Source organism: uncultured Brachyspira sp. (genome assembly GCF_910578695.1).
GTDB lineage: Bacteria > Spirochaetota > Brachyspiria > Brachyspirales > Brachyspiraceae > Brachyspira.
This window is the reverse complement of the sequence record NZ_CAJTQJ010000012.1, coordinates 33536-55810: the sequence shown is the minus strand read 5'-3', so window position 1 is coordinate 55810 and position 22275 is coordinate 33536. Positions and strand designations below refer to the sequence as shown.

The window sequence follows — 22275 nt, the reverse complement described above, 5'->3', positions numbered from 1 at the left end:
TATTAGCAATAATAAAGAGGTTATTAGCTATTTTAAAGCGAGTTTATAGCTAGCAATAATAAAGCAATTTTTATTAGCAATAATAAAAAAATAATAAAAGAATTTAATATTATTACGAGAATAAAAACGATATAATAATAATTTCTATATTAAAACAGGAGATAAAAAATGAGAGTTACTGAACAAGCCCAATTTAATAGAACAGTCAGCACAATAAAAAGAAACTATAATGAGATGGAATCATCTCAAACTAGATTATCTACTGGTCAAAGGGTGCAGTACCCTCACCAGAATGTTACTTCTACTATAAACTCTATCTATTATAGAACTAGAATGTCATCAGTAAACAGATATCAAAACAATATAGTTGATGGAAAAGAAAAATTAAGCGTAGCACATGACTCTATGTCTGCTATAACAGAGGCTTTAAATAGAGCAAGAGATTTAGCAATTCAAGGAGCAAACAGCACTTACGGAGCCGATGACAGAGCTAAAATGGCTATGGAAATAGAAGAAATGATAGAAAGAGTATATGATATATCAAAAACTCAAAGCAAGGGAGAGTTTATATTTTCAGGAACAAGTACAAAAACAGCACCATTCAGAGCATTTTACGGACATGATGAAAAGGCAGGACGCTCTATAATAAAATCAGTTATGTATGAAGGCGACGGAAATCCTCAAAACAGAGAAGTAGAAAACGGACAGGTTATTAATGTTGCTACACCGGGTAATTATACTTTTTGGGGAACCGATATGGAAATAATATCTACAACAGATGCTTCAACTTATATTGCTGCTGAAGATCAGGATATTATGATAGATGATATGGTTATTAATATTAAGCAGGGCGATAATATAGAAGCTATAGTTCAGAGAATAAATGATGCTAATGGAAATGTAAGTGCAAGTATAGGCGATTTAAGAGGCGGAGAGAAAGTTATACAATTAAAAACAGGAAATCCTCATAAAATACTTTTACAGGATTTAGCAGGCGGAACTGTACTGCAGGATATAGGATTGGTGAGAATAGGAGCTGCAAATAATCCTGAAAATAATTATGAGCCTAGTGCATTAGTTACAGGAAAAAGCATATTTGAAAGTTTAATGTATTTGAGAGATGCTATGCTTAATGATGATGTTAGGGCTATAGGAGGCGAGGCATTAGGATATATAGACAGTTCTTTAGACAATGTTGCTGCTGTGCAGGCTAATGCTTCTTCTAAAGTAACAAGGCTTGATATGGGCTATGTTGGTTTTGAAAATCAGAGATTAGCTATTGAAGAGGCTTTAGCTAAAAATGAAAATATTGATTATGCTGAAGAAATTGTTAATTTCAATATGTGGCAGTATGCTCATAATGCTTCATTGCAGACAGCAGGAAGATTATTAGGAAGAACTCTTATGGATTATTTAAGATAAAATAATAACAATAATGCTGAAAAATATAAAAATTTTATAAATGTATAAAAGGAAATAATTTTATGCCGGAAATAGAATCTAGGATATTGGGAAAAATAGAAGTTTCAGATGATTCATTATATCATTTGAATGGTACTATACTAGCATTTGAGGATTATGATGAGTTCTATTTAGTTAATATGGATAAAGAAGGAACTTTCAAAATACTTCAGTCTAAAGATGATAAAAATATATGCTTTATACTTATAGATCCTTTCTTAATATTTAAAAATTATGAACCTGATGTACATGATGATGATATAAAATATTTAGGTATAGAAAATAATGAAGACTTATATCTTCTTACTATTGTCAGCATTCCAAACAGCGATTTTAGAACTATGAGTGCTAATTTAATAGCACCCGTAGTTTTTAATATAAAAAATCATAAAGCTAAGCAATGCACTGTTTTAGGAGATAAGTATACAACCAGACATTCAATTCTATTAGAAGATAATGAAGCATCTGAAAATAATAACATAAAAGAAAGGAGTTCATAACAATGCTTGTACTTTCTAGGAAAATAAATCAAAGCATAGTAATAGGAGATAATATAGAAATAATGCTCGTCGATATAAGAGGCGATCAAATAAAACTTGGAATTAATGCTCCTAAAAATGTAAAAATATTCAGAAAAGAAGTTTATGAAGAAATAGAAAGCCAAAACTTAGAGGCTTCTAAAGAGGCTACTGCTGATAAGTTGAATATTTTAAGTAATTTCGTTAAAAATAAATTTGGTAAAAATAATGATAAATAGTATCAGTATACTTACAGTTCTCTTTTATATTATATTTTAATATAATCATATTTTTATTCTATTAAGTTATATTTTTATTTTATTTTATTTTATTATTAAGTTTATAATAATGTTTTTTATAATTTTATTAGCTGCTGAATGGGTTTATTAAAGTACCATTTCTTATTAAATTAATAGGCGTTAAAATTATATATGATATTAAAAAATTGAATAGAGATATTATAGCAGAGAATATTAAAAGCATATTATAAGTTTCTAAAACTCTATCTATAAATTGATACATAAAAGACGGAATATCAAATTTCAAAAATACTTTCATTAAAATAAATAATGTATTTAATATTAATGACAAAGCAAATATAACTATCATACCTTTAGAGGCATGCGAAATGTCTGCAGGACTTAATTCCATATGAGAAGCTATAGATATGGATAAATATAAAAATATCCAAAATGTTATACTTTTAAAAGAAGAATATTCTATAACATTTTTTATTATATTCACAAAAATATTATAAGTATATAAAAATATATTTGATATAGTATAATAAAAAATAGAAAGCATATCTGAATTTAATATTTGTTTATACTGCAAATTTGGTATTTCAAATACATTGTTTTTCAATTCTGGGGCTAATGCTATAAATAGTATATAAACTATAAAAGTACCAATAATAATAGGTCCTACCCCTATAAAAAAATTGCCCATTTGCTGATACCAGCTTCTTGAATCATAGCTATGAAGAACATACCCTATAGTATCCGATTTGGCACTAAATAATTTTATATCATTAATTTTATGTCTGAAAAGCAGGCAGAATAATGCATGAGATAATTCATGTATAGGCGTTCCTATCCAGCCTGTAATATAAACTTCTGTTTTTGAACCTAAAGTTTTTGCAAATATTCTTCTTGTAATAGAAGATAATGCATATAAGATAAATCCGAATATTATAATAGTTCCGAATAATCTGAATAAATCTATTATAGTTTTAGATAGAATAATCACTATAAAATAAAAAAAATCTTTTATCATTTTTTAGTCCGCATCTCAATTTATCGGAAGAAAATACCATTTAGTTAATGTAAAAAATATGCACTTGAAAAAATAAGATTTCTATTATAAACTATTACGATAATTATATAAAAAATATATAATTGCTATTACATTATTAAATAATATCTGTTTTGTATTATAACTATAATTAATCGGAGAAAAAATGAAAAAAATAATATTCCTTATGCTGCTGTTGTTAAATTCCCTTGTTTTTGCAATAGATGATATAGTAGATAAAGATAATATGCATAACCTAATAGAAGGAATAACCTCAACAAGATTCGGGTCCGACAGAGTAAGTACAATATATGACTTTGCTCCTCTTATAAATCATAATACACCTTTCAAATTAGGAGTATCAATATTAGATTTATCTCATATATTTGATAATTCTGCAACAAATGCTGATGGTAAAAGGCAATTTGCATTTCTTCCAAAAGCTTTTGTAGGATTAAGCTACGGAATATTTGGCTTCGGATATCAATTTAATTTATATAGTATTGAAGACAGTCCTATTGCTCATAGCCATTCATTTTCATTCGGATTTGCTAATCAAAAATACCGCTTATCTCTGCCGTTTTCATTTTCTTTCGGAGATCCTTCATCTTACGGAGGAAAAGTAACATTAAGTACAACTCCTAAATTCTCATTTATGTTTAGAGGCGGATTATTAGATGAGTTTACAATATCTCTTCATTACGGCATACAGCTTTCAACTATTACAAATCAAGTAAGCGGAACAAAAACAGCACCTATGGTAATAGGAGGCTCTTTATACGGAAATATAATGCTTACTAGATTTGACAATTATCCTCTGCAGATAAGCCTGCCTGTAAAATTAGCTTTCTATTATGGTATAGGTGCAAGATGGGCTACTATAGATGCGGGATATGCTGATGATGCTTTACTTAACTATTTATATGATGATGAAGGCGTAAGATCTACTGACAGTATGTATTTTTATGTATTGCTTCCTGCCAAATTTGAAGCTAAGTTAGGAGCTATATACACTTATATAAAGCCTAGAATTATGTTTGAAGGTCAAATATACAAAACTGACGGAGAATACAATTTACATTATGGTGTAGAAGGCGAACTTCAAGTTACTTTAGTTGAAAATCTCACATTTGGTTTGACGGGATATGCTGAAGGTCAAGGGTTAATGAGAAAAAGCAGCAATTTTGAAATAAAAAATGCATTCGGCGGCGGATTAGATGTTTGGGGCATTTGGAGATACTAAATATTTTTTAATATTGTTGTTAGAGATAAACTTTCTATTGCTAATAAAAATTATGAGCTTTGACACTCTGCCATTTTGCGAATGTCAGGGAATAATTAACGAACAAGTTTTTTATTAGTAAATAAAGAGATAAACAAGCAACTTATAACTGACGAAGGAAGTTATAAGTTAATTTAAAGCGAGTTTATCGATAGCAATAATAATAAATTATTATTTTATATTGTAAAATATATTTAAAATGTTAAATTTTAAATATGAAAAATAGTATATCAAGTAGTTTAAAAACTTATTAAAAATATAATACTTTCTAGGATAATTCAATAATGAATAATGATATTAATGAAATTATAGAGCTTTCTAATAAAAATCAGAAAAAAGCTTTTAGCATCATAAAAGAACTTGATATTGAAAATAATTTTAAAAGTATTGGGGCAAGAATCAATTTAGTAGGTTCTCTAAAAATGGGACTTCTAATGAAAAACAGGGATATTGATTTTCATATTTATACATCTGAATTAAATATAGAAAAAAGTTTTTCAGCAGTATCAAAAATAGCATCTAATATAAAAATACAAAAATTAACATACAGCAATTTAATATTAACAGATGAGCATTGTATAGAATGGCATTTATTTTATAAAGATGATAAAAATGATAATGAAGTTTGGCAGATTGATATTATTCATATATTAGAAGGCTCTTATTATGACGGATATTTTGAAAAAGCTAATGATGATATAATAAGTATGCTTACTGAAGAAAAAAGAAATATAATATTAAAACTAAAATATCAAACTCCTAATAATATTAAAATAATGGGTATAGAATATTATAAAGCTGTTTTGAAATATAATATTACAGACTTTGATGAGTTTATAAAATGGAGAGATAAACAGCTGTTTAATGCTATAATAGAATTTTAATAATATTTATGTTTATAATAATTGCAGTTATACTTAATAATAATATTTATTTAGTTAGTTATAAATAAAAAATAGTTATAAATAAAAAAATTATTTTAAGAGCTTCATCTTTTACTGCATATTGCAAAAATATGATAGTTATGATAATATTAATAAAATATATTATATTATTTAATAAAATTATTAATATATAATTTTGATTAGCAATAATAAAAATTATTTATCTATCATTATATTAAGTATTTCATTATCAGTGCCTTTCATACCTTCTTTAGCCATTCTTCCTATACAGTCTATTGTTGCCTCTATATCATCTTTTACAAGCCCATCCCCTGATTTGAATACTTTTCCGTCCCTTGCTAAATTAAATGCCAATATTCCGCAGTCAACAGCCTCTGCAATCTTTGAAGCACATGAAGACTTAGCTCCGTCGCAAACCATACCGCCTATAGTGCATAATGTATTTGTTATAGTATCACAGATTATTTTATATTCTCCGTTATGCAAATATGCTATAGCTGAAGCCGCTCCTGTAGCAGCACAAACAACACCGCAGAATGCTGATAATTTACCTATATGCTTTTTCTGAAGTATAGCTATCAAATTTGAAAGCACTAATGCTCTGTATAATTTTTCTTCAGATGCTTTCATATCATAAGCATATTCTATAACAGGTATTGAAACAGTTATTCCCTGATTTCCGCTTCCTGAATTAGTTACTACAGGCATAGCACATCCTCCCATTCTGGCATCAGAACCGGCAGCTGCATAAGCCTTTGCCCTATTTCTTATATCATCTCCATAATATTTTAATATTGTTTTTCCTATTGATGTGCCGTAATCGTTTTTTATGCCTTCTCTTGAAATACTAGTATTTAATTCTATCTGCATATCAATAGTATCTTTAATATCTTCTATTTTAACTTGATTTGCAAAGTTTAATATATCTTTTATATTTAAAGACTCTCTTATATCATCATCTTTCTTATATGAAGAGTTATTAGATTTAAATAATTCTTCCCCATTTTTAATTATTTTTGTGATATTGGTATGCGAATTTTTTATTTCAACTAATGCCGATGAATCTTTATGCTTAGCTTCTATTATAATATGCAAATTTTCAGAACCTTCTATTAAATCACATTGGCAGAAGTTTTTATTTATAAGCTCCTTAGTTTTTTGTATATCCTCTTCTTTTACAGTAGATAAAACTTCAAGATTTTTACTTGCATCTCCTCCGATTAATCCTAAAGTAGCCGCTATATTTATACCTTTTAGTCCGCCTGAATTTGGTACAGTTACTCCTTTTACATTTTTTATAATATTTCCGCTGCATTTGACAATTATATAATCAGGTATATCTCCAATTACTTCTCTTATTTTAGCACCTGCAAAAGCTATTGCTATAGGCTCTGTACAGCCTAATGCAGGTACCAATTCTTCTTTTAAAATACTTATATAATTATTATATAAAGTTTTATCCATAAAATTATAATCTGCCTAAACATATTTTTTAATATTATATTATTATTTTATATCAAAATCAATATTTAAAAAATTATTTTATTTTAGTTTTGTAGAAAATTTACGATTTATAAATATATAATATAAAAATATTATTTTTTTATGATTACAGCAGTTTATACTATTGATTTTTTTTCATTTTATGATATTTATAACAGATAATTTTTGAGAGATTAGTATGATACCTAGATTACATTTAAAAATATCGGCAAGATTCAGAGAAGTTTTCGGACATAAAGGAGAGACGAAACTTTATTTTGCTCCGGGAAGAGTTACAGTTATAGGGGAGCTTATAGATTATTCGGGCGGAGATACAATAACTTGTGCTGTTGATAGAGGAACTTATATAGTAGCTAGAAAAAGACCTGATAATAAAGTTAATATATATGCTCATTCCTTTAAAGCCAGAAAATCATTTACATTAGATGATTTAGAAAAAAATAAAGAAGATGAATGGGCTGTTTATTTTAAGGGTGTTTATTCTGTGCTTTTAGAGAAAGAATATAAAATACATGGTATGGATATATTTGTATATACAGATTTGCCTTTTAATACTTCTTTGGCTTCGTCCAGTTCATTATGTGCATGCCTTACATTTGCCGCTTTGGATATAAATAATATTAAAGATGTAGAACCTATTGAAATGGCTAAATTATCTTATGAAGGCGAAATAAAATATGCTTCTCATAGAACATCTTTAAGCGATCATGTTACTATATTTATGTCTAAGGAAAATACTTTATTTTTATTTAATATAAAAACACTTAAATATGAATATTTTGATTTTAATTTAGGCGATTATTGTATGGCTGTTGTTAATAGCAATAAGAAAAGAACTTCAAGCGATAGTGAATATAATGCCAGAAAAAGAGAATGTGAAAATGCTTTAAAAAAACTTAAAGAGAAAAAAAATAATTTGAAATCATTATCTGATTTGAAGTCTAAAGATGCTGATTTTATCAAAGAAAATTTGCAGAATAAAGAACAAAGACGGGCTTTATATGTTTCATCAGAACAGGATAGAGTTAATCAGGCGGTTAAAGCTATAAAGAAAGGTTCTGTTAAAGATTTATCTAATTTAATACTTAAAACTCATGACGGTTTGAGCAAATTATATGAAGTTTCAACTGCAGAATTAGATATATTAGTTGAAGAATCTATGAATATGGATGGTGTTTTAGGTGCCAGAATGATAGGAACAGGTTTTGGAGGAGGAGTTTTATTATTCCTCAAAAAAACTGAAGTTGAAAATGTTATAGAAAATTTATATTCTCATTATAAAGAAAGAACTAGAAGAGATGCTGATGTTTATATATTAAAACTATCTAATGGTACTAGGATTCTTCCTACAGAGGAATAATTTTTTGTTAAATATTAAATTATTTGAAAATTTTTAATAAAACAGCAGATTATATAATATATAGTCTGCTTTTTTTTATTTATTATTTTTTTTGATTATCGCTTTTTTAATTATTATTTTCTTTTGAATGCATAAATTATAAATTGTTATAAAAAATATTAAAATCATTTTTAACTTGTAAGATTATAAAAAATATATTATTATTTATTAAATGAATAATTATCTTGAATATATAAAAAAAATAGCAATAATACACCCTACTTTCGGATATAAAGGCGGAGCAGAAAATGTTATACTAGCATTTTCTAAATACTGCTTTAGTTTGAATATAGAAATTGCAATTTATACTTATAGATTAAGGAATGATGCCCCAAACTATATAAAGCAGATAAAAACAGATATAAAGCTAAATCCTTTTATTTTTAATAAAACAGCTAAATTTTTAGCTTATGAATTAAAAAATTATGATGCTGTATTAATACATAATTTTCCAGCAGCAATATTTTACGGACTTGCATTTAAATATGCTGAAAAAAATAATATAAAATTACCTAAAAGTTTTTGGTATTGTCATGAACCTAGTATAAGGCTTTACGGATATGATGATGAAAGCTATAAAAAACTTCAAAAAACTTGGGATATAATTGCAAGATATACTATGCATTTAGACAAATCGGCAATTAATAAAGTAGATTATATAATGTCAAATAGTATCAGAACTAAAGAAGCTGTAAAAAGAGTTTATAATAGAGATGCCGAAATAATATATCCATGCATTACTAATACAAATACAATTGCAGAAATAAATGAAGGCTCTTATTTTTTATATATAGGAAGGATAGAAAAGCCTAAAAATTTAGAAAATGCTTTTAATGCTTTTAAATTATTTCTTGAAAAAATAGAAGATAAAGAATTAAAATTTATAATAGCAGGAAAAGGAAGATATGAAAAATATTTAAAACACATTGTAAAAGATATGAATTTGGAAAATAATATAATATTTAAAGGCTTTGTATCTGAAGAGGAAAAAAATCAATTATTAAATAGAAGCTATGCTTTGATAATGCCTGCTGTTAATGAGCCTTTCGGACTTACCGTTATAGAAGCATTATACTCTCAATGTATATCTATAATTTCGGATAAATCAGGAGTTTATGAAGCAGTAAAGAATTATTCTATAAGCTGCGATATGAATAATATAGAACAAATATCTGATTCTATGATGCTTGTGTATAAAGATAAAAATATAAAAAGCAGTATAGTTTCTGCATCAAAAAATATATTAGATACTTTTACAGTACAATCATATAGCGAAAATGTAATAAAATATATAGCAAATCGCTTGTAATATTTTCAATATGTATTATAGTTATAATTAACTATATTCTAAAATAGTTAGAATTAATCATTTTTTATATTCATTCGGAGATATTATGAGAAATTATACATCCATACCTAGTACTTTTTTTGAAACAGTTGAAAACTTGCCTCAAAATCCTGCTTATAGATATAGAAATAATAATGAAGAGAAAATTACAATAACATATAAAAAACTTTATGATAAAATAAATGCTGCTGCTAAAGCATTTGAAATTAAGGGATTAGAAAAAAAACATGCTGCTATATTTTCTGAAAATAGAATAGAATGGTTTATATGCGATATGGCTCTTTTAGCATTAGGCTGTGCTGATGTTCCTAGAGGCATAGACTCAACTTCTGATGAATTAAATTACATAATAGAACATAGCGAATCCGAAGCTGTTCTTGTAGAAAATGAATATGTATTTAAAAAGATAGAAAAAAATATTAAAAACTTATCTCTTATAATTTTTCTTGACAGTTCTAAACATGATCCTGATAATAATATATATTCTTTCGATAAGTTTATAGAACTCGGAGAAGAAACTTTAAAAGGAGATGAACAGTTTGCAGTAAAAAAAGCATCTAAATTAACAAATGACAGTACAGCAACTATAATATACACCTCAGGAACTACTGGAAAACCTAAAGGAGTTATACTTACGCATGGAAATATACTTCATAATATCAGAGTACTTCCTGATATAATAAATCTTCAGCCCGGAGAAAAACTTCTTACCATACTTCCAATTTGGCATATATACGAAAGAACAATATCTTATGTAACAGCAATAACAGGATGCTTTACAGCAATAACTAATAAAAGATATTTAAAAAATGATTTTACAGAAGAAAAGCCTGATATATTTATTTCTGTACCAGCTATTTGGGTTAACATATACAATACCGTTATGAAAAATATAGATAAAAAAAGCATATTAGCTAAAAATCTTGCTAAATTTTTAATAAAAAGATCTATGAGATATATAAGAAGTTTGAGATTTCAAAATGATTTAGTATACTTAATAGGAGATGAAAACAGAGATAATAAAAAACCTGAATACAGTATAGGTGTATTTGATCCTATTTATCATAAAATGGCTCAAAAAATGGTTTATAGTAAAATACAAGAGCTGACAGGAGGAAAAATGCGTCTTACTATATCAGGAGGCGGAGCTTTGCCTATGTATATAGAAGATTTTGTAGAGGCTGTAGGCATAAATTTAATTGTAGGCTGGGGCATAACAGAAACTTCTCCTGTTGTTACATTAAGATCTCCTTATAAAAATTACAGAGGAACATGCGGAAGTCCTATACCTGAAGTAAATATAGAAATCAGAGATAAAGACGGAAATATATGCGAAGACGGAGTTATGGGAGTTTGCTATATCAAAGGACCTAATGTATTTAAAGAGTATTATAAAGATATTCAATTAACAGAGCAGTCAAAAATTGACGGATATTTTAATTCAGGAGATTTAGGAACTTATACTCAGCAGGGAGAAATAGTTTTAACAGGAAGAGCTAAAGAAACTATAGTACTTCTTACAGGAGAGAATGTAGAGCCTCAGCCTATAGAAAATAAAGCAATGGAATCAGTTTATATTTCTCAGATTATGCTTATAGGACAGGATAAATCTTCTATTGGAGCTATTGTAGTAATAGATAAAGAAAATATAAAAGATTATTTTAACAGACATAAAATATCTTATGATGAAAAAACTCTAGCCTCTTCAAAGGAAGTTTATAAATTAATAAAAGAGGATTTGAGTAATCTTATTAATTATAAAAACGGATTTAAGCCTTATGAAACTATATCAAAAATTATAATTACAGATGAAGAGTTTACTATAGAAAATAATCTTTTAACTCAGTCTTTAAAAATAAAAAGAGATAATGTTATTGAAGTTTATAAAAATAAAATAGATGCTTTATTTAATAAAATGAAGTAAAATTATAAAAGTATGATATTAAAAAAAACGGCAGTAATTATTAAAAAGTAATTTTAAATCTATAAGCTAATTATATGCAAGTTTATTACTAACAGAAATAAAAAAATTAAAATTTAGGAAAATAAATAATGTTTATAACAAATAAAAATTCTATAGTTGAAGCTATTTCAAAAGATTTAGTTAAAACTTTATATATAAAATTTCCGATTTCAAAAAGGGAAAAAGATATTATTAAATTAGCTGAAAGAAATAAAGTAAATATAAAAAATACTGATAAAAATGAAATGGAAAAAATTATAGGAAAAGTATATTCAATAGCCGCCGATATAAAAGAAAATGCTGAAATAGGAATAGACAGCTTTATAGAAAAGGCACTAGAAAAAAAACAAAATCCTTTAATATTTATACTTGACTCTATAACAGATGTTCATAATTTAGGAGCTATTATTAGAAATGCTTATTTTTTTGATGCTGCAGGAATTATAATACCTAAAGACAATTCTGCCCCTATTAATGAAAAAGTTTATGAAATATCATCAGGTGCTGCATATCATTTGCCTATATCTATAGAAACTAATTTAAATAGAGTTGTAGATTTGATGAAAGATAAAGGTTTTTGGATATATTATGCAAGCGAAAAGGGAGAAATTTCATTAGAGGATTTTAAATTTGATTTTCCTACTGCTATTATATTGGGTAATGAGCATAGCGGCGTCAGAGATATTTTGAAAAAAAACTCAGACGGAAGCATCATTATAAATGCTGTAAATGATTTTGATTCTTTAAATGTATCTGCAGCCAGTGCTGTTATTAGTTATGCATATTCTATTTATAAAAAATAATAAAAATCATTTTATTGGAACAAATAAAAATTGTTATATATAATGTATATATTTATTTTTTTACTTGAAATAATATTAAAAAAGTATATATTAAATAATAGGATATAAATTTAAGGCATAATATACGGAGATTAAAAAATAATGCCTATAGCACCTTTAGATTTACAGCAATTATATATGCAGCAATCTCATATTGGCAGAATGGAACATACCAAAATGGCTGCAAAAACTATAGCTATGCAGTCAGAAGACAGAGATATACATAGAGATTCTTATATAAAAGATTCAACTGTTGTAAAATCCGAAAATATTTCTGATGAAACTAAAATAAAAGAAAGAAAAGATGAACAGAAACCTAAAGATCAAGGATATATGTCATATAGAAAGAAAAATAAAAAGAAAATGACAGACAATATTGATAATAATGAGCTTGATAATACTATAGAAATAGAAGAAGTTTCTGCATCAGAACAGACTAAAGGTTCAAGAATAGATCTTTTAGGATAATTTATAATCAATTTTACTATTACAGATTTTAATATGCAGATTTTAATAAGTATAATAATAAACATAATTATATTAGCAGTTGCCTTGCCTCTTTTTTATATTTATATAGTTTCAAAGGCTAGAGAAAGATTAGAAAAAGAAACTATGTCTAAAGCCAGAGAAGAAATAGAATCTTTAGTTAAAGAATTTAATAATATAGCATTATCAAGAATATCAATATTGGAAGATTCTATAGTAAGAGCAAACAGACTGATAAAAGAATTAAATTGTTTTCAAAGCAAAAAAATAAGTAATACAGAAATTACAGAAAAACCTGAAGCTATTACTCCAGAAGATAATATTGAACATAATATTAGTGAAGGAAAATTATATACAAATGAAAATAAAAAATTAGATATAAGAGTTGAAGATAATAATATAGAAAATAATATAAAAGATAATATAAAACCTGATGAAAAAATAGAAAAAAACAGTATAGATAATAATAATAAAACAAAAATCAAAACCCAAAAAAGCAGTAATATAGATACAGCAGTAAAAGCAATAGATGATGAAGCAAAAAAAGAAGTCATAGAAAAACTGAGAAGCAAATTAGATAAAACTATAAAAACAAATATGGCTATATATGATAAACCTATAGAAGATAAAACTATAGCATTGATAAATGAACCGTTAGAAAACTCTATAAAAAGTTATAATAAAAATGATGATATAATTAAACTTTATAAAGAAGGTTTAAGCAAAGAAGAAATAGCAAAGAAATTAAACTGTTCAATAACTGAAATAGATATAGTTATAGATTTGAATATAGACTAACTATTAGTATATAATCTCTGTTATATAATTTATATAATTAAAAAATAAATATATATAAATTATTCATCAGTTAAATCTGAAGTACAATTAGGACATTTAACTGCATTTATATTAATTGAAGAACAGCAGTAAGGACAAATTTTATTAGTTTTACTTTTATCCTTATCTTCGTCTTTTTGAATAATTTTTTCCTGCATTTTATTTAAAATTTTTATTATTATAAATATTGACATTGCTGTAATAAGAAAACTTATTATAGTATTGAGAAAAACACCGACGCTTATTACTATAGCACCTGCATTTTTGGCAGCCTCAATAGAATTATAAGGACCTGCATTTTCTACTCCTTTTTTAATAACTATAAATATATCAGAAAAATCTATGCCGCTTAATAGTAAGCCTATAGGAGGCATTAATATATCCTGTACAAAAGAATTTACTATACTTGTAAATGAAGAACCAATTATTATACCTACTGCCATATCTAATACATTTCCACGCATAATAAATTTTCTAAACTCTTCTATAATTGAAACCATAAACAAACCTTATATTAATAAATTTTTATTGTATATTCTATATAATAAAGCAGTTTATATTTTTTGTAAATACAAATAAATTATATTTTAATTATAATATAAATTATTGCTTGTTTATATATATGCAGTTATATTTACTGCATTACTGCAATAGTCACAATTAATAAACTTTATAATATTTTTTTAATACTATACTTATTATCAATAATAATAAAAAATATAAAGCTATTGATAAAAAATAAATATTGCTATATAGTATTACTTTATATAAATATAATGTTAGGGGATTATAGCTATGGAAATATATGATATTGAAATGATAAGAAATTTTTATAAAAATTATTCAAATAAAATTAATAATATAAAAATAAAATTAAACAGAGCCTTAACATTATCTGAAAAGATATTGTATGCTCATTTATATAAGGAAAGCGATATAAAAGATTTTAAAAGATCTGAAGACTATGCTGATTTCAGACCAGACAGAGTAGCAATGCAGGACGCTACAGCACAAATGGCATTGCTTCAATTTATGAATGCAGGAAAAACTTCTTCAGCAGTACCAACAACGATACATTGCGATCATTTAATAGAAGCTTGCAAAGGTGCTGAAGAAGATTTAAAAAATGCTCTTAATACAAATAAAGAAGTTTATAATTTTTTACAAAGCATAGCTAAAAAATACGGACTTGGATTTTGGGAGGCAGGCTCTGGAATAATACATCAAATAGTATTAGAAAATTATGCATTTCCTGCAGGTATGATGATAGGCACAGATTCTCATACTCCTAATGCAGGAGGACTTGGAATGCTTGCTATAGGTGTGGGCGGTGCTGATGCTGTTGATGTTATGACAGGTATGGAATGGGAGTTAAAAATACCTGATATAATAGGAGTAAAATTAACAGGTTCTTTAAATGGCTGGGCTAGTGCAAAAGATGTTATATTAAAATTAGCAGGAATTTTAACAGTAAAAGGAGGAACTAACTCCATTATAGAATATTTCGGAGAAGGAGCCTTTACCCTATCAGCTGCTGGAAAAGCTTCTATTTGTAATATGGGTGCTGAAGTGGGTGCTACTTCTTCAATATTTCCTTATGATAATAATATAAAGGAATATTTAATTGCTACAGGAAGAGAAGAAATTACTAAATTTGCTGATGAAAATATAAATAATTTAAAAGCAGATGATGAAGTATATAAAAATCCTGAGAAATATTATGATAAGATAATAGAAATTAATTTGTCTCAGTTAGAACCATACTTAAACGGACCATTTACGCCGGATGCTGCATGTACTATAAGCGAATTCGCTAAAAAAACAGAAGAAAATAAATATCCTTCTGTTATGGAAGTTGGGCTAATAGGCTCATGCACCAATTCTTCATATTATGATTTAAGTAAGGCTGCATCTCTTGCCCGTCAGGTAATAGAAAAAAAATTAAAAGTAAAATCAAAAATAATAATTAATCCGGGTTCTGAAGCTTCTTATAATGCTGCATTAAGAGACGGCTATATAGATGATTTCAAAAAAATTGGTGCTGTAATAATGACAAATGCATGCGGACCTTGTATAGGGCAATGGAATAGAGAGGAGGCGGATAATACAAGGGCAAATTCTATAGTAACATCATTCAATAGAAATTTTGCTAAAAGAGCAGACGGAAACCCTAATACGCATGCTTTTATTGCCTCTCCTGAAATTGTTATGGCTTTAAGCATAGCAGGAGATTTAAAATTTAATCCGTTAAAAGATACTCTTACAAATGAACAAGGCAAAGAAGTGAAATTAGATGCTCCTACAGGAATAGCCTTGCCTAAAAATGGATTAAGCAAAGAAAACAAAAAAAGGCAGAGTTCTCCTGACAGCAATGTAGAAATAACAATAGATAAGGATTCTAAAAGGCTTCAGTTATTAAAACCATTTGATAAATTTAATATTAATGATTTTAATAATATGCCTTTGCTTATAAAAGTTAAAGGCAAATGCACCACTGATCATATATCTATGGCAGGAACTTGGCTTAAATTCAGAGGACATTTAGAAAATATTTCGGACAATATGCTTATGGGGGCTGTTAATTTCTTTAATAATAAAACTAATTCAGTATTTAATCAATTAAATAATAATTATGAAGAAGTTTCAAAAACAGCAAAAGAATATAAGCAGAAAAATATATCTTCTATAGTGGTATCTGAAGAAAATTATGGAGAAGGGTCAAGCAGGGAACATGCTGCTATGGAGCCTAGATTTTTAAATGTAAAAGCAGTGCTTGCTAAAAGTTTTGCTAGAATACATGAAACAAATCTAAAAAAACAAGGTATTCTTGCTTTGACTTTTAAAAATAAAGATGATTATGATAAAATAGAAGAAAAAGATAAAATAACTATATTAGGACTTGATAATTTTAAACCTAAGCAGAATCTCACTATTAGAGTAATTCATCAAAATGGAAATGAAGATAATTTTGAAGCTGTACATACTTATAATGAAGCACAGATTGAATGGTTTAAAAATGGAAGTGCTTTGAATACTTTAATTAAAGGCTAATACTGAGTTTTTGATAAAAATTATTTTCTATAGCTTAATAGCGGCAGTATAATTTTATTGGCAATAGTAAATATAATAAATAAAGATGTTAGCTGCATATTCATCGCTGACAATAAAAAATGATGTTTATTTCAAATATAAAAAATGCTTAATATAAAAATTATTTGAAAAAAATTAAAATTAAAAAATCTATACTGTTAGAAGCAGTTTTATATATAAGATTTTTTAATATATGCAAAATAATAAAAAAATATATAAAAATAGCAATAAAAATTGTTCAGCAGATTTAATTGCTGGAATTATAATTAATTAAGAGGAATGATTATGAGCAAAATAGAAATGAAAAACGGTAAATTAATAATACCAAATAAAATTACAATACCTTTTATAGAAGGAGACGGAGTAGGCACAGAAATTACGCAAATATCTCAAATGATAGTAAATGAAGCTGTAAAAAAAGCATATAACGGAGAAAAATCTATAGAATGGCTTGAGGTGCTTGCAGGAGATAAGGCTCAGAAAGAGTTAGGTACTCCTTTACCAGATGAAACTATTAAAATTTTTGAAGAATATTTTATAGGAATTAAAGGACCTTTAACTACTCCTGTAGGAGAAGGTATGCGTTCTTTAAATGTTGCACTTCGCCAAACATTAGATCTTTATGTATGCTTAAGACCTATAAGGTGGTTTAAAGGTACTTCTTCACCTATAAAAGAACCTAATAAAGTAAATATGATTGTATTTAGAGAAAATACTGAGGATATATATGCAGGAATAGAATGGAAAACAGGTACAGAAGAAGCTGATAAATTCTATAATTTTTTAAAAAATGAAATGGGAATATCAAAAGTAAGATTTCCAAAAACTTCATCTTTTGGTGTAAAACCTGTTTCTGAAGAAGGTTCTAAAAGACTGATAGCCTCTGCTATTGAATATGCTGTTGAAAATAAACTTCCGTCTGTTACTTTGGTGCATAAAGGAAATATAATGAAATTCACTGAAGGCGGATTCAAAAAATACGGATATGAACTTGCAAGAAAAGAGTTTGCAGATAAAACTTTTACTATGGAAGAATATGCTGAAATAAAAAAAGAGTTCGGTGAGGATAAAGCCAAAGAAAAATTAAAAGAGGCAAAAGAAAAAGGAAAAGTTATAATAAAAGATAATATAGCAGATGCATTCTTACAAAACACATTATTAAAGCCCGAAGATTATTCTGTAATAGCAACATTAAATTTGAATGGCGATTATATATCTGACCAGCTTGCAGCTATGGTTGGAGGAATCGGAATAGCACCGGGAGGAAATATTAATTATGAAACAGGACATGCCATTTTTGAAGCTACTCACGGAACAGCACCTGATATAGCAGGAAAAAATAAAGCTAATCCCTCTTCATTAATACTATCTTCTGTTATGGCATTAGAATATATTAATATGAATGAAGCAGCCCAATTAATAATAAATGCATTAGAAAAATCATTTGAAAGCGGATATGCTACTGAAGATTTAGCAAATTTTATGGATAACGGCAAAGCATTAGGGACTAAAAATTTTGGGGAGAAAATTATTTCTCTGATATAAGTCATAATGATTTTTATAATAAAATAAATTTTAAAGGAGTTTATTATGAAAAAAGAATATCTACTTTATAAACTATATGATCACTCCAGCAAGCGTATAAAAATAGAAAGCGAACTTTTTCAAAAATATAATGTAAAAAAAGGACTTAGAAATGAAGACGGAACAGGAGTACTTGTAGGGCTTACAAATGTAGGCGATGTTGTGGGATATGAAAAAGATGAAAACGGAAATGTATATCCTATAGACGGAAAATTATATTATAGAGGATATAGTATAAATGATATAGCAGGCGATATATTAACAAATAAAAGATTTGGGTATGAAGAGGTTTGCTATCTTCTTCTTTCTGGAAAACTCCCTGATAGCGAAAGATTAAATTCATTTAAAGAACTTATATCTGAAAATATGTATTTAGATAAAAAAACTATTATGAATATAATAGATTTGGAAGGACAAAATATTATGAATATTCTATCAAGAAGCGTACTTGAAATGTATATTCACGACCCTAATCCTGAAGATTTATCATTAGATAATTTAATGCTTCAATCTATACAATTAATAGCAAGGTTTCCAGCTGTTATTGCCTATGCTTATAATATGTACAAATACAGCGTAAATCAAAAATATTTAACTATAACTCTTCCTAAACCAAAATATTCTATAGCTGAAAATTTTTTATATATGTTAAAGCAGGAGTTCACGCCTTTAGAAGCTAGAATGCTGGATTTACTTTTAATACTTCATGCAGATCATGGAGGAGGTAATAACTCTACATTTACAGTGAGAGTTACAAGCTCATCAAGAACCGACACATATTCAAGTATTTCAGCTGGCATAGGCTCTCTTAAAGGAGATTTGCATGGAGGTGCTAATGCTAAAGTAATGGATATGTTTATTCATTTGAAATCTGCAATAGATAATTGGGAAGATAAAGATGAAATAGATAATTATCTGATAAAAATGCTCAATAAAGAAGCTTATGATAACAGCGGATTAATTTATGGTATGGGGCATGCTGTTTATACATTATCTGACCCTAGAGCAGTTATATTAAAAGATTTAGCCCATCAGCTTGCAAAAGAAAAGAAAAAAGAACGCGAACTTCAATTTTTGGAGCTTATAGAAGAAAGAGCAGTAGAATGCTTCATAAAAGTAAAAGGCGATAAAAAGAGAGTTTGTGCTAATGTGGATCTTTACTCCGGATTTATATACGATATACTTGGAATACCTAAAGAAATTTATACTCCTTTATTTGCTATGTCAAGAATAGTAGGATGGTGTGCTCATAGAATAGAAGAACTTAATTTTGATGAAAGAAGAATAATAAGACCTGCATATAAAAATGTTATAGATCCTCAGGAGTTTGTAAGTATGGATAAAAGATAATATAAAAATAAAACAAAGAGGATATTAAATCTTCTTTGTTTTTAAGAGTTTTTTAATAGTTTTTTTCAGAAAAAATAAAAAGCATTTTACGATTTAATATTTTTACACTTTATCTAATATAAGCCTCAAATCTTTTTTTTCTATTATAATATTAGCCTCTTTTTTTAAAACTTCTTTTGCACAAAAAGCCGCCTTATTTTTAGCATATTTAAACATACTAAGATCATTAGCACCATCGCCTACAACTAAGGTATCATTATAATCAATATTTAAAAGTCTTTGTAAAGTTAAAAGCATATTTCCCTTGCTGTCAGAAAACATCATCTCGCCGCCTACTTTTCCTGTAAGAATATTATCTTTTGAATGAAATATATTTGAAAACTCAGCATCTAAATTTAATTTCTCAGCAAATGGCACAGTAGCATTTTTAAATCCTCCTGAAAAACATACGCATTTATATCCTCTTTTATGAAGTTCTTTAATTGTCTCTTTCGCTCCGTTCATTATAGGAAGATTATTACAAATCTCATTAACAGTTTCTAATTTTATTCCTTTAAGCAAACCTACCCTGCTTTGCAAACTTTCAAAAAAATCTAATTCTCCGCTCATTCCCTTAGCTGTAATCTCAGAAATCTCTTTTGAAAAATCAGTTTCTTTTGCAATAATATCCAAAGTTTCGCCGTCCATTAAAGTAGAATCAAAATCAAAAACTGCTAATTTCATTTTATTCATCCCTTATAAAGTATACTCTGCTGTAAGCCTTATATATTTAGGATCATGTACTCCCTCTATATTAGAAATTTTTGTTATAACATCATTTCCTATAACTTTATCAACATTTATAGCCATTATAGACATATTGCTTCCTCTAATGTTTTCAGATACACTCATTGAAGCGATATTAATACTCTCTCCTGAAAGCACAGCAGCAACTTTAGCTATCATAGAAGGCTGATTTATATGAGGTACTATTAGTATATGAGGCTGAGGCTTTATTATAACATCATAATCATTAAGCTTAACTATTCTGGCAATATTTTTTGCTATTAATGATACTGATACATTTGTGGTATCTTTATCAGTTGTTAATTTTACTTTAAGTATTCCTGTAAAAGCAGAAGGAGCTTCAGATTTTACAGTTTTTACTTCTATTCCTCTTTGCTTTGCAAGATAAGGAGCATTAACATAATTAACATCTTGGAACATATAGGATAATACCCCTTTCAATACAGCAACTTCAAGCGGCTGAATATCCAAATTAATTAAATCTCCTTGAGCTGTTATTTCAAGAGATTTTATTTTTCCATTTGAAAGCTGCATTATCATTTCGCCCGCATTCTCTGCTATCTTCATATAATCTTTAACAGGCTCTAATTTCTCAGGATTAAGAGAAGGTATATTAACTGCAGATTCAGTATATCCTCCTGATAATACTAATTTTATCTGTTTAGCAACATCTAAAGCAACATTTATTTGAGCCTCTTTTGTACTAGCTCCAAGATGAGGAGTAAGTATTAAATTATCTTTTTTATATTCTGTTAAAGGACAAGTTTCTATTTTAGGCTCATTTACAAAAACATCTACTGCAGCTGCTGCTATAGTGCCGTTTTCTAATGCATTTTTTAAATCTTCTTCATTGACAAGTCCGCCTCTTGAACAGTTGATAATAATAGCAGTATTTTTCATCTTGCATAAATTATCTTTATTTATAATATTATTAGTTTCAGGAGTTTTAGGTATATGAAGAGATAAATAATCAAGCTTAGGAAGAAAATCATCTAAAGAAGTTTCATATACAGCACCTGTTTTATGCACTATATCTTCAGAAGAAAAAGGATCATAAACTATTACTTTCATTCCTATAGCTAAAGCAATATGCACAACCTTTCTTCCTATTCTTCCAAATCCCATAACACCTAAAGTTTTTCCTAAAAGTTCATTTCCTGTAAATTTATCTCTATTCCATTTAGCATCTTTAGTTGATACAGCAGCAGGAATTATATTTCTTGATACAGCAAGCATTAAAGCAATAGTATGTTCTGATGCAGCAATAGTATTTCCGTCAGGAGAATTTACTACTATTATGCCTTTTTCTGTAGCAGATTCAACATCTATATTATCAACCCCTACTCCTGCACGTCCTATTATTTTTAAATTCTTTCCAGCCTCTATAATTTTTCTTGTTACTTTGGTTTGACTTCTCACCATTAAGGCATCGTATTCTCCAATAACTTTTACTAATTCATCTTCGCTCATTGTAGGAAGAAATACAGCTTCAGAAACATCTCCTATTATATCCTTAACACATTCATTTATTTTATCAGTTATTAAAACCTTCATTTTTGTCTCCTATTTTTGCTATACTCGAAAAATCCTATAAGACCCTCGATAATGAATTATCGAGGCGGATTTTT

General features: G+C 27.4%; 19 protein-coding genes. 14 read left to right on the top strand and 5 right to left on the bottom strand.

The features are described from left to right. Nucleotides 1-168: 168 nt before the first annotated feature. The 3 genes from QZ288_RS05395 (at nucleotide 169) to csrA (ending at nucleotide 2218) form a co-directional block, all read left to right on the top strand. The gene (locus tag QZ288_RS05395) at nucleotides 169-1422 is read left to right on the top strand and encodes a flagellar hook-associated protein 3 (RefSeq protein WP_295156035.1); all 1254 of its coding nucleotides are present in this window, start codon (nucleotides 169-171) and stop codon (nucleotides 1420-1422) included. Between the two features lie 62 nt (nucleotides 1423-1484). After that, nucleotides 1485-1961: a flagellar assembly protein FliW gene (fliW, locus tag QZ288_RS05390; RefSeq protein ID WP_295156032.1), complete on the top strand. Its 477-nt coding sequence runs from the start codon at nucleotides 1485-1487 to the stop codon at nucleotides 1959-1961. A 2-nt stretch (nucleotides 1962-1963) separates the two neighbouring features. Continuing rightward, on the top strand, nucleotides 1964-2218 hold the full coding sequence (csrA, locus tag QZ288_RS05385) for a carbon storage regulator CsrA (RefSeq protein WP_295156029.1): 255 nt from the start codon (nucleotides 1964-1966) through the stop codon (nucleotides 2216-2218). A 127-nt stretch (nucleotides 2219-2345) separates the two neighbouring features. On the opposite strand, the gene QZ288_RS05380 is transcribed toward csrA, so the two are convergent. Continuing rightward, nucleotides 2346-3254 carry a hypothetical protein gene (locus QZ288_RS05380; RefSeq protein WP_295156027.1) on the bottom strand — a complete coding sequence of 303 codons (909 nt, stop codon included), beginning with the start codon at nucleotides 3252-3254 and terminating at the stop codon, nucleotides 2346-2348. A 184-nt stretch (nucleotides 3255-3438) separates the two neighbouring features. On the opposite strand from QZ288_RS05380, the gene QZ288_RS05375 reads away from it, so the two are divergent. Both QZ288_RS05375 and QZ288_RS05370 read left to right on the top strand, forming a co-directional pair. After that, nucleotides 3439-4515: a cell surface protein gene (locus tag QZ288_RS05375; RefSeq protein WP_295156024.1), complete on the top strand. Its 1077-nt coding sequence runs from the start codon at nucleotides 3439-3441 to the stop codon at nucleotides 4513-4515. Nucleotides 4516-4838: 323 nt separating this feature from the next. Then, nucleotides 4839-5438: a phosphoglycerate mutase family protein gene (locus QZ288_RS05370; protein WP_295156021.1), complete on the top strand. Its 600-nt coding sequence runs from the start codon at nucleotides 4839-4841 to the stop codon at nucleotides 5436-5438. Nucleotides 5439-5654: 216 nt separating this feature from the next. Here the strand turns inward: QZ288_RS05370 and QZ288_RS05365 are convergent, their stop codons facing one another. Further along, nucleotides 5655-6923: an L-serine ammonia-lyase, iron-sulfur-dependent, subunit alpha gene (locus QZ288_RS05365; protein WP_295156018.1), complete on the bottom strand. Its 1269-nt coding sequence runs from the start codon at nucleotides 6921-6923 to the stop codon at nucleotides 5655-5657. Between the two features lie 217 nt (nucleotides 6924-7140). Here QZ288_RS05365 and galK point away from each other — a divergent pair, with 217 nt between their 5' ends. The 6 genes from galK to QZ288_RS05335 all read left to right on the top strand — a co-directional run bounded on the left by galK (nucleotide 7141) and on the right by QZ288_RS05335 (nucleotide 13798). Beyond that, a complete protein-coding gene (galK, locus tag QZ288_RS05360) occupies nucleotides 7141-8322 on the top strand; it encodes a galactokinase (RefSeq protein WP_295156016.1) in 1182 nt (393 codons plus the stop codon). Nucleotides 8323-8533: 211 nt separating this feature from the next. Then, entirely contained in the window at nucleotides 8534-9670 is a 1137-nt protein-coding gene (locus QZ288_RS05355) for a glycosyltransferase family 4 protein (protein ID WP_295156013.1), read from the top strand. Between the two features lie 85 nt (nucleotides 9671-9755). Further along, nucleotides 9756-11633: an AMP-binding protein gene (locus QZ288_RS05350; RefSeq protein ID WP_295156011.1), complete on the top strand. Its 1878-nt coding sequence runs from the start codon at nucleotides 9756-9758 to the stop codon at nucleotides 11631-11633. A 128-nt stretch (nucleotides 11634-11761) separates the two neighbouring features. After that, a complete protein-coding gene (rlmB, locus tag QZ288_RS05345) occupies nucleotides 11762-12475 on the top strand; it encodes a 23S rRNA (guanosine(2251)-2'-O)-methyltransferase RlmB (RefSeq protein WP_295156008.1) in 714 nt (237 codons plus the stop codon). 141 nt (nucleotides 12476-12616) lie between these two features. Next, nucleotides 12617-12982 carry a hypothetical protein gene (locus QZ288_RS05340; protein WP_295156005.1) on the top strand — a complete coding sequence of 122 codons (366 nt, stop codon included), beginning with the start codon at nucleotides 12617-12619 and terminating at the stop codon, nucleotides 12980-12982. A 33-nt stretch (nucleotides 12983-13015) separates the two neighbouring features. Then, the gene (locus QZ288_RS05335) at nucleotides 13016-13798 is read left to right on the top strand and encodes a hypothetical protein (RefSeq protein WP_295156002.1); all 783 of its coding nucleotides are present in this window, start codon (nucleotides 13016-13018) and stop codon (nucleotides 13796-13798) included. 59 nt (nucleotides 13799-13857) lie between these two features. Here QZ288_RS05335 and mscL read toward each other — a convergent pair whose 3' ends face one another. After that, complete coding sequence (gene mscL / locus QZ288_RS05330) at nucleotides 13858-14328, bottom strand: large conductance mechanosensitive channel protein MscL (RefSeq protein ID WP_295156038.1); 471 nt, start codon at nucleotides 14326-14328, stop codon at nucleotides 13858-13860. A 304-nt stretch (nucleotides 14329-14632) separates the two neighbouring features. Between mscL and QZ288_RS05325 the strand changes: the two genes are divergently transcribed. From QZ288_RS05325 to QZ288_RS05315, 3 genes are all read left to right on the top strand, one after another. Continuing rightward, on the top strand, nucleotides 14633-16888 hold the full coding sequence (locus tag QZ288_RS05325) for an aconitate hydratase (RefSeq protein WP_295155999.1): 2256 nt from the start codon (nucleotides 14633-14635) through the stop codon (nucleotides 16886-16888). A 324-nt stretch (nucleotides 16889-17212) separates the two neighbouring features. Beyond that, on the top strand, nucleotides 17213-18472 hold the full coding sequence (gene icd, locus QZ288_RS05320; protein ID WP_295155996.1) for an NADP-dependent isocitrate dehydrogenase: 1260 nt from the start codon (nucleotides 17213-17215) through the stop codon (nucleotides 18470-18472). A 45-nt stretch (nucleotides 18473-18517) separates the two neighbouring features. Continuing rightward, on the top strand, nucleotides 18518-19861 hold the full coding sequence (locus QZ288_RS05315; protein ID WP_295155993.1) for a citrate/2-methylcitrate synthase: 1344 nt from the start codon (nucleotides 18518-18520) through the stop codon (nucleotides 19859-19861). Nucleotides 19862-19963: 102 nt separating this feature from the next. Here the strand turns inward: QZ288_RS05315 and serB are convergent, their stop codons facing one another. Together serB and serA are read right to left on the bottom strand one after the other, a co-directional pair. Further along, nucleotides 19964-20584, bottom strand: a complete 621-nt coding sequence (gene serB / locus QZ288_RS05310) for a phosphoserine phosphatase SerB (RefSeq protein WP_295155990.1) — start codon at nucleotides 20582-20584, stop codon at nucleotides 19964-19966. A 12-nt stretch (nucleotides 20585-20596) separates the two neighbouring features. Beyond that, nucleotides 20597-22201, bottom strand: coding sequence for a phosphoglycerate dehydrogenase (gene serA / locus QZ288_RS05305; RefSeq protein WP_295155987.1), 1605 nt, complete (start codon nucleotides 22199-22201; stop codon nucleotides 20597-20599). Nucleotides 22202-22275: the final 74 nt, after the last annotated feature.

Bases quoted from the DNA above. Each gene is read 5' to 3' on its own strand.
- QZ288_RS05395 (WP_295156035.1), top strand. From the start codon at position 169: ATGAGAGTTACTGAACAAGCCCAATTTAATAGAACAGTCAGCACAATA.
- fliW (WP_295156032.1), top strand. From the start codon at position 1,485: ATGCCGGAAATAGAATCTAGGATATTGGGAAAAATAGAAGTTTCAGAT.
- csrA (WP_295156029.1), top strand. From the start codon at position 1,964: ATGCTTGTACTTTCTAGGAAAATAAATCAAAGCATAGTAATAGGAGAT.
- QZ288_RS05380 (WP_295156027.1), bottom strand. From the start codon at position 3,254: ATGATAAAAGATTTTTTTTATTTTATAGTGATTATTCTATCTAAAACT.
- QZ288_RS05375 (WP_295156024.1), top strand. From the start codon at position 3,439: ATGAAAAAAATAATATTCCTTATGCTGCTGTTGTTAAATTCCCTTGTT.
- QZ288_RS05370 (WP_295156021.1), top strand. From the start codon at position 4,839: ATGAATAATGATATTAATGAAATTATAGAGCTTTCTAATAAAAATCAG.
- QZ288_RS05365 (WP_295156018.1), bottom strand. From the start codon at position 6,923: ATGGATAAAACTTTATATAATAATTATATAAGTATTTTAAAAGAAGAA.
- galK (WP_295156016.1), top strand. From the start codon at position 7,141: ATGATACCTAGATTACATTTAAAAATATCGGCAAGATTCAGAGAAGTT.
- QZ288_RS05355 (WP_295156013.1), top strand. From the start codon at position 8,534: ATGAATAATTATCTTGAATATATAAAAAAAATAGCAATAATACACCCT.
- QZ288_RS05350 (WP_295156011.1), top strand. From the start codon at position 9,756: ATGAGAAATTATACATCCATACCTAGTACTTTTTTTGAAACAGTTGAA.
- rlmB (WP_295156008.1), top strand. From the start codon at position 11,762: ATGTTTATAACAAATAAAAATTCTATAGTTGAAGCTATTTCAAAAGAT.
- QZ288_RS05340 (WP_295156005.1), top strand. From the start codon at position 12,617: ATGCCTATAGCACCTTTAGATTTACAGCAATTATATATGCAGCAATCT.
- QZ288_RS05335 (WP_295156002.1), top strand. From the start codon at position 13,016: ATGCAGATTTTAATAAGTATAATAATAAACATAATTATATTAGCAGTT.
- QZ288_RS05325 (WP_295155999.1), top strand. From the start codon at position 14,633: ATGGAAATATATGATATTGAAATGATAAGAAATTTTTATAAAAATTAT.
- icd (WP_295155996.1), top strand. From the start codon at position 17,213: ATGAGCAAAATAGAAATGAAAAACGGTAAATTAATAATACCAAATAAA.
- QZ288_RS05315 (WP_295155993.1), top strand. From the start codon at position 18,518: ATGAAAAAAGAATATCTACTTTATAAACTATATGATCACTCCAGCAAG.
- serB (WP_295155990.1), bottom strand. From the start codon at position 20,584: ATGAAATTAGCAGTTTTTGATTTTGATTCTACTTTAATGGACGGCGAA.
- serA (WP_295155987.1), bottom strand. From the start codon at position 22,201: ATGAAGGTTTTAATAACTGATAAAATAAATGAATGTGTTAAGGATATA.